This window comes from Streptomyces sp. NPDC056486, assembly GCF_042795295.1.
Lineage (GTDB): Bacteria > Actinomycetota > Actinomycetes > Streptomycetales > Streptomycetaceae > Streptomyces.
Window position 1 is genome coordinate 89,043 of the sequence record NZ_JBHTSF010000016.1, and the last position, 7,624, is coordinate 96,666.

At 71.9% G+C, this 7,624-nt stretch carries 6 protein-coding genes; 3 read left to right on the forward strand and 3 right to left on the reverse strand.

Translation table 11 applies throughout. From position 1 onward, the window contains the following. Positions 1-240: 240 nt before the first annotated feature. Positions 241-870 (forward strand): hypothetical protein, encoded by a 630-nt coding sequence (locus ACFQ7F_RS09945; RefSeq protein ID WP_383268805.1) that lies wholly within the window; start codon positions 241-243, stop codon positions 868-870. A 75-nt stretch (positions 871-945) separates the two neighbouring features. Here ACFQ7F_RS09945 and purH read toward each other — a convergent pair whose 3' ends face one another. Next, complete coding sequence (gene purH, locus ACFQ7F_RS09950) at positions 946-2,517, reverse strand: bifunctional phosphoribosylaminoimidazolecarboxamide formyltransferase/IMP cyclohydrolase (RefSeq protein WP_383268808.1); 1,572 nt, start codon at positions 2,515-2,517, stop codon at positions 946-948. After that, positions 2,514-3,143, reverse strand: coding sequence for a phosphoribosylglycinamide formyltransferase (purN, locus tag ACFQ7F_RS09955; protein WP_383268811.1), 630 nt, complete (start codon positions 3,141-3,143; stop codon positions 2,514-2,516). The genes purH and purN overlap by 4 nt, the downstream gene beginning before the upstream one ends. Positions 3,144-3,429: 286 nt before the next feature. Between purN and ACFQ7F_RS09960 the strand changes: the two genes are divergently transcribed. Next, positions 3,430-4,317, forward strand: a complete 888-nt coding sequence (locus ACFQ7F_RS09960; RefSeq protein WP_383268813.1) for a hypothetical protein — start codon at positions 3,430-3,432, stop codon at positions 4,315-4,317. A 63-nt stretch (positions 4,318-4,380) separates the two neighbouring features. Here ACFQ7F_RS09960 and ACFQ7F_RS09965 read toward each other — a convergent pair whose 3' ends face one another. Next, entirely contained in the window at positions 4,381-6,141 is a 1,761-nt protein-coding gene (locus tag ACFQ7F_RS09965; protein ID WP_383268816.1) for a DUF6350 family protein, read from the reverse strand. 158 nt (positions 6,142-6,299) lie between these two features. On the opposite strand from ACFQ7F_RS09965, the gene ACFQ7F_RS09970 reads away from it, so the two are divergent. Then, the gene (locus ACFQ7F_RS09970; RefSeq protein ID WP_383268818.1) at positions 6,300-7,526 is read left to right on the forward strand and encodes a sigma factor-like helix-turn-helix DNA-binding protein; all 1,227 of its coding nucleotides are present in this window, start codon (positions 6,300-6,302) and stop codon (positions 7,524-7,526) included. Positions 7,527-7,624: the final 98 nt, after the last annotated feature.

Below are 7,624 nucleotides of genomic sequence, written 5' to 3' on the forward strand. Positions count from 1 at the left end.
CCCGGTACCAATCAGGGCTCCGCCGCGGCCCGGCTGTGTCTCAGCTGTGTCCCGAGACCTGACCAGCTCTGTTGCACTTGCACAACACATAGTGAATGCGGCTGGACAAATAAGCCTGGCCTAAAGAACGATATGCGACACAGTGCCGCGGGCAGTGTCGGGGGGACGGACCGCATCTGTAGAACTTTCCTCCGTGATGTGCCGCGTCGTCCCCGCATTACCCGACGGAGGAAGACCGCCATGAGTTACGGCGACCCGAACAACCCTTACGGGCAGCCGCCCCAGCAGCCCCCGGCCGCTCCCGGGTACGGCTACCCCCAGGCCCCGCCGCCCGGCGTCCCGCCGCAGCAGCAGGCCTACGGCTACCCGCAGCAGCCGGCCTACCCCGGCTACCCGGGCGGCAACATGATGCCGCAGTCGATGCCGGGTCTCCTGGTCACCGCGCGCGTCTTCCTGTTCCTGATCTCGGCGGTGCAGATACTCGCCGCGATCGTCTACCTGTACATCGGCGCCATCGCCAGCGATGTCTCCGACAGCGCCGACGACTACGGCTTCGGCGGCGTGGGTGACGGCGGCGACGCCGTTGCCGGGATCCTCATCGTGGTCGCGCTGATCGCTGCCGGTCTGGCCGCGCTCTCGATCACGCTCGGCGTCAAGTTCAGCCGCGGCGGCCAGGGCGTCCGGATCACCACGGTCATCTACGGCGCGCTCGGCGGCGTCCTCGGCCTGATCGGCCTCTTCGTCGGCCTGGACTCCGGTTTCGCCACCGCGATCATCGGCCCGCTGATCTGGGTCACCTTCGCCGTCATCATCACGATCGCCCCGGTCGTGCCGAGCGGCACCGCGTGGTTCAACCGCCCCCGCTACTGAGGCGCCCCCAACGGGCCGTGCCCCCCACGGAGGGGGGCACGGCCCGTTGCTTGCTTGGCGGGGTCGAACCGAGCGTCAGTGGAAGAAGTGCCGCGTGCCCGTGAAGTACATCGTCACGCCCGCCTTCTTCGCGGCCTCGACGACCAGCTCGTCACGGACCGAACCGCCCGGCTGCACCACGGCCTTGACGCCCGCGGCCGTGAGAATCTCCAGGCCGTCGGGGAACGGGAAGAACGCGTCCGACGCGGCGTACGCGCCGTGCGCACGCTCCTCGCCCGCCCGCTCGACGGCGAGCTTCGCGGAGTCGACGCGGTTGACCTGACCCATGCCGACACCGACCGATGCGCCGTCCTTGGCGAGCAGGATCGCGTTGGACTTCACCGCGCGCGACGCCTTCCAGGCGAAGGCGAGTTCGGCGAGCTCGCCCGCGTTCAGGGCCTCGCCCGTGGCGAGCGTCCAGTTGGCGGGGTTGTCGCCGTCGGCCTGGAGGCGGTCGGTGACCTGGAGGAGCGCGCCGCCGTCGATCTGCTTGACCTCCACCGTGTTGGCCGGGGCCTGGTGGGCGCGCAGGACGCGGATGTTCTTCTTCTTGGTGAGGACCTCGATGGCGCCGTCCTCGTACTCGGGCGCGACGATGACCTCGGTGAAGATGTCGGCGACCTGCTCCGCCATCTCCTTGGAGACAGGGCGGTTGACGGCGATCACGCCGCCGAACGCGGAGAGCGGGTCGCAGGCGTGCGCCTTGCGGTGCGCCTCGGCGACGTTCGCGCCGATCGCGATGCCGCAGGGGTTGGCGTGCTTGATGATCGCGACGCAGGGGTCGTCGTGGTCGTACGCGGCACGGCGCGCGGCGTCCGTGTCCGTGAAGTTGTTGTACGACATCTCCTTGCCGTGCAGCTGCTCGGCCTCGGCGAGGCCTCCGTTGCCGTCGACGTAGAGGGCGGCGCCCTGGTGCGGGTTCTCGCCGTAGCGCAGGACGTTCTTGCGGGCGTAGGCGCTGCCCAGGAACTCGGGGAAGTCCGAGCTGTCGTCGGCCGCGTAGTCGTCCGCGAACCACGAGGCGACCGCGAGGTCGTACTCGGCGGTGTGGCGGAACGCTTCGGCGGCCAGGCGCTTGCGCGCCGTCAGGTCGAAACCGCCGGTACGGACGGCGGCGAGCACGTCCGCGTACCGGGCGGGGCTCGTGATGACCGACACCGAGGGGTGGTTCTTGGCGGCGGCGCGGACCATCGAGGGGCCGCCGATGTCGATCTGCTCCACGCACTCGTCGGGCGTCGCGCCCGAGGCCACCGTCGCCTTGAAGGGGTAGAGGTTCACGACGACCAGCTGGAACGGCTCGATGCCGAGGTCGGCGAGCTGACGCTGGTGGTCCTCCAGGCGCAGGTCGGCGAGGATCCCGGCGTGCACGCGCGGGTGCAGCGTCTTGACCCGGCCGTCCAGACACTCGGGGAAACCGGTGAGCTCCTCGACCTTGGTGACGGGCACCCCGGTGGCGGCGATCTTCGCGGCGGTCGAACCGGTCGAGACGAGCTCGACGCCGGCCTCGTGAAGACCGCGCGCGAGCTCCTCGAGCCCGGTCTTGTCATAGACGCTGATGAGCGCGCGCTTGATGGGGCGCTGCGAACCGTGCGTACCTTCGGCGGTCACGGGATAAGTACCTTTCGTCCCTCAATGCGGTAGCCGTTACGGGCCAGACGCCCCACGACATCGACGAGCAGCCTTCGCTCGACTTCCTTGATGCGCTCGTGCAGAGCGCTCTCGTCGTCCTCATCCCCGACCGGGACCACGCCCTGGGCGATGATCGGGCCGGTGTCGACGCCGTCGTCGACGAAGTGGACGGTGCATCCCGTGACCTTCGCGCCGTACGCGAGCGCGTCGCGCACACCGTGGGCCCCCGGGAAACTGGGCAGCAGGGCGGGGTGCGTATTGACGAACCGGCCGCCGAACCGTGCGAGGAATTGCTTCCCCACGATCTTCATGAACCCGGCAGAGACGACCAGATCGGCCTCGTACGAGGCGGTCACCTCGGCGAGAGCCGCGTCCCACTCGTCACGTGTCGCGTGGTCCTTCACCCGGCAGACGAAGGTGGGAATCCCGGCGCTCTCGGCGCGCTCGAGCCCGACGATGCCGTCGCGGTCGGCGCCGACAGCGACGATCTCGGCGCCGTAGCCCGCCGCCCCGTCCGTCGCGATCTTGTCGAGCAGAGCCTGCAGATTCGTACCGGATCCGGAGACCAGCACGACGAGGCGCTTGGCCACAGGGCTCTTGGCCACAGCGGGGCCCTTTCTCGGGAGGTGCGTCTTTGTACGGTCGTACAAAAGCTTCATCTCCCGCGATAGGGGAACTCTACGAAGCCGCCGACCGTCAGCAACGATACCGGCACACGGTGCGGCCCCTCACGGGACGGGGGCGCGGCCGGAAGGTAGCGTCTGCACCAAGACGTCACATCACGTCTCACCGTTCGGAACGCCATTCGGAACGCCGTTCGGAAAACCGTTCGGAAAACCGTTCAGGACTCCAATCAGAAGCTCGCTCGACCAAGGGGAAGACGCACACCTGATGCCGGACCGTAGCCTCCGCCTCCCGCTGTCCTTCGCGTTCGGGTTGACGCATGGAGGGGAGCGCGGCTCGACGCTGCTGCGCGACGGCCGCCCGTCGTCCCCGCCGCAGGACTCCCAGGACTCCGGGAGCTCCGACTCCTCCGGCTCGGGCAGCTCCGGGGGCTCGGGCAGCTCCGGTAGCTCCGGTAGCTCCGGTAGCTCCGGTAGCTCCGGTAGCTCCGGGAAAAAGAAGGACGACAATCCCTTCGCGCCGCCGCCGGAGGGGACGCCGGACAAGCCGTGGCGGCCCCGCCCCGGCAATGGCGGCGACGGCTCGGACGACCAGGGACGCTCCCCCTGGGGCAGCCAGTGGAGCGACCGGCAGCCCGGGCGCGCCCAGGGCGGCGGCTTCGGCGAGCGGCCAGGCCAGCAGGGTGGGGGCCAGGGTCCCGACGGTCCTTCCGGCTCCGGATCCGGCAGCGGCATGCGCTGGGACCCGACCGACCCGGCCCAGCGCCGCGCACGGTACGCCCTGCTCTCCGGCATGTGGGCCTTCTTCTTCGCGCTCTTCGGCTGGCGGTCCGTCGCCCTGCTCCTGGGCGCGCTCGCGCTGAACTGGGGCATCAGCGCGCTGCGGGCGAAGCCGAAGCAGCCGGACCCGACGGCGCCCGCCGCGAAGCAGCCTGCTGCCGACCTCGCGAGCGCGAAGCCGCAGAGGACGGCGGCGATCAGTGGCCTGGTGACGGCGTCGCTCGCCCTGGCGATGGTGGCGGCGACGTTCGCGGCGCAGCTGGTGTACTCCGACTACTACACGTGCGCGGGCGACGCCCTCACGACCCAGTCGCAGCAGGAGTGCAACGACCTTCTGCCGAAGCAGCTCCGGCCCCTGCTTGGCGAGCAGGACTGACGTTGGCGGGCGGGGTGGGGGGTGGCGGGGTCGTCTTGGACACCCGCCCCCCGCCCCGCCATCTCAGGGCGCCGGTGGGTGCTCCTCTTTGCTCGCGTCCCTCAGCGCCGCCCAGCGGGCCTCGCGGGACGCGTCGTCGTGCCAGTCAGCCACTCCCCAGTCCGCCGTGTCCGCCGCCGGTGTGCGCGGCAGGAAGTCGTACGGCTCGAACGGCTCCGAGGCCGGCGTCGGCTGCTCCGGAGGCGGCGGTGGGCTCTGACGGCGGCGGAGGATCTGTGGGAGGCGCGGGCGGGGGGCGCGTAGTCGGGGGATGCGCAGGTGAGGGGTGCGCAGGTGAGGGACGCGTAGTCGGGGGATGCGTAGTTGGGGGATGCGTGGTCTCGGGAGCCTGAGCCAGGTCCGGCGCGGTGTGGTCTCGCTCGGAGTGCCCTCTCCCGGCGGCACAGGCCCGCGTGACGCGGCCGCTCCCGGCAGCACAGGCCCGCGCGACGCGGCCGCTCTCGGCAGCACAGGCCCGCGTGACGCGGTCCGGCGTTTCCTCAAGCGCCATGCCCGGGCCAACAAGGAGAACGGCACCCCCACCGTCGCCGTCCATCCAAGGGCCGCCGCCCCCGTCTGCCACCACACCGGCCCGAAGTCGGACAGGACGGCCACGCCCATCGGGCCGCCCGCCAGCGCCGCGAGCCCCGCCAGAGCAGCCCCGCACAGCGCCGCCGCCACCACCGCGACCAGCGCAGTCCGCCCACGTGACCACGCCCCGTCGCGCTTCCCGGGGACAGGCGCCGCCGCCCGCGCCGTGAACCAGGCGACCACGACACCCGCCCCCACGGGCACCGCTCCCGCCGCCCACGTCAGCGGAGACCCCGGTCCGTCGCCCGGCACCGCAGCGAGCAGCGGGAACGCGGGCAGCATCGGACCCGTACTCACGGCGAGCGGCCCCGCCATGCTCCCCGTGCCGAGCGCGAAGCCGGGGCCGAGGCTGTACGCGGCGCCCCACACCGCCGCGTTCGGCACCAGCGCCATGGCAAGCAGCAGTACCGCGAAACGGCCCGACCACACGTCCGTGACCTGCGCGAACGATGCCCTCGCAAGACCACCGTGCAGTGCGAGGGACCCCGCGGCCAGGAGCGCTCCCCCGCCGACAAGTACCAGCGTCCCGGCCGCTGCTGCCCGTGTGACGGCCCGGATGTATCGACGTACGAAGAAGGGACGTACCCGGGCAGGCAGCGCACGAAGACCGGCCCGCACCACGCCGGGCAGCGGCGCCCCGGGCCGCCCGAGCGCCGTCCAGACCCCCACCGCCGCCGCGCCCCCCACGAGCAACGGCATGTGCAGGGCCGCGCTCGGCCACGACGGCCGCAGTTCGCCCCCGGCCGCGTACAGCGTCGCGGCGGCGCCGACCAGCAGATAGCCGCCGACCACGCCGCACCACGCGGTCCGCGGCGCCATCGCCCGCTCCTGCGGATCCGCCGCGACCCGCGCCGCCCGGTGCGCCAGCCAGCCCGGAAGGGCCATCAGGAGCAAGGGGGTGACGCCGAGCGGCGCCGGTGCCCCGGAGAGCGTGTCCGTCCTGATCAGCTCCGTGCCGTGGGCGATGAGCCACACCGCGGCCGCGACATGCAGCGCCCCACTGGGCCCGCTGTCCGGATAGGGCGAGCTGATCCAGAGGACCATCACCAGGACGGCGATCGAGCCAAGCCCGAGCCCGGCCGCGACGGCCCCTCCGAACAGGCACGTCGCAAGGCCGGGCCGACGGTCGCGCACCCGCTGGATCAGCGGTTCGAGGGGCGGCAACGGTGAGCTGCGGTCGGTGATATGAGTCACGTCGCCATGCTCCCAACGACACGCGCTTTCTCCTCGTAACAGGCGAATACCGGATGTGTCGCTCAAGATATGTTTATGTACTTTTTCGTACGACGGATCAGTCACGCCCGGCTACCCGCCGCACGAAGGCCCACGGCCCACGGCGCGGAGAGTCCGACATGACCCAGAGCCATGCCACACCGTTGCCGTCCCCCAAGGAGCGGCGACGCCTGCGCGAGGCGAAGTCCCTGAGCCAGGCCGAGATCGCGGCGCGGGTGGGCGTCACCCGGGAGACGGTCCGCTCCTGGGAGTCGGGCCGCTCGGCACCGCGCGGCCGCAGGCGTGAGGTCTACACGAGGCTCCTCGCCGAGCTCGCGAACGAGCAGACCGTCGCGGACAAGCGGGGCAAGCGCTCCGCGCGGCGCACCAGCTGGGCCCAGAACCTGCCGCAGCCGCCCGTCGAGGACACCAAGGGCGGCAAGTCTCCCGCGCGGATCCCCGTGGGCGCCGCGATAAACGGTCACACGCGGCCCGAGCCGGTGGTGCGGGCGGCGGCGGCCGTGGCCGTGGAGTCAGGGGCGCCGGAGCCCACCGCCCGAGCAACCCGAGCGACCCCCGCCGAAGCCTTCGACGCGCTCTGCTCGACGTGCGCCCCCGGCCTCGTACGCCAGACCTATCTGCTCACAGGACGCCGCACCCTCGCCCAGGAATCCGTGGAGCGCGCCTTCCAGCTCGCCTGGCAGCGCTGGCCCGAGGTCGCCGTCGACCGCGATCCCGCGGGGTGGGTGCGCGCGGCGGCGTACGAGTACGCGATGTCCCCCTGGCACCGCCTGCGCCCCGCCCACCGGCACCCCGACGCCCCGCCCGCCGCGCTGGACGACCGCGCGTTCCTCCACGTACTGATGAGCCTGCCGCCCGCGCAGCGCCGCACCCTGCTGCTCTACGACGGCGTCGGGCTCGACCTGCCCGAGACCGCCGCCGAGACGGAGGCGAGCACTCCCGCGGCGGCCAACCGGCTGCTGCACGCCCGCGAGGCGATCACCGAGCGGCTCCCCGAACTGGCGGCGACGCCCGACGCCCTGCACCAGCGCCTGGGCGAACTGTGCGGCGCGGAGAAGCTGCGGTCCCCGAACGCGGGCCGGGTACGCACCGGGAGCGAACACCGCGCCCGCTTCTGGACCCGAGCGGCGATCGCCTTCACCGCCCTGATCGTCGGCGCGACGGCCCTCACCCTGCGAACGGCCCCCACGCGCTACGAGCCACCCCAGTCCCCCGGAAAGGCGATCAGCGGCGTCCCGCCCCGAATGGGCCCGGGCCCCCTGACGTACGCGGACCAGATCCTCCACAAGAAGCTCCGCGAGGACTTGTCGAGCGGCCCGGAGAGACTGACGCCGCTGCTGAGATGAGGAGCGCGCCCCTTTAGGGGCCCGCGTCAGGGGCGCGGGGAACTGCGCGAGCAACCACCAGTCTCTTATAAACATATCCGAGCCCACGAGACAAGGAA